Annotated in this window: 1 protein-coding gene; it reads left to right on the top strand. The window is 37.9% G+C overall.

Going from position 1 to position 248, the window contains the following annotated elements:
- A partial coding sequence (locus AOA60_RS29580) for a PhnD/SsuA/transferrin family substrate-binding protein (protein ID WP_158235083.1) occupies positions 1–248 on the top strand: 248 nt, incomplete at both ends.

Below are 248 nucleotides of genomic sequence, written 5' to 3' on the forward strand. Positions count from 1 at the left end.
CTTCTACATCTGGTTCTTTAGTTCCAAGTAAAGCATTAAAGGATTATGGTATCTATGAAGATGAAGAGAATTATGATTTTAAAGAGGTACGCTTTTCAGGTTCCCATGATATGACGGGTCTTGCAGTACAAAGCAAGCATGTGGATGCTGGAGCCATTGATAGTGCTTTTTTTGCATCATTAGTTGATCAGGGAAAATTAGATGATTCTCAGCTTAAAGTGATATGGCAATCGGAGCCACTTTTCCAA

Source organism: Pseudomonas sp. 2822-17 (assembly GCF_002742485.1).
Classification (GTDB): domain Bacteria; phylum Pseudomonadota; class Gammaproteobacteria; order Pseudomonadales; family Pseudomonadaceae; genus Aquipseudomonas; species Aquipseudomonas cyclaminis.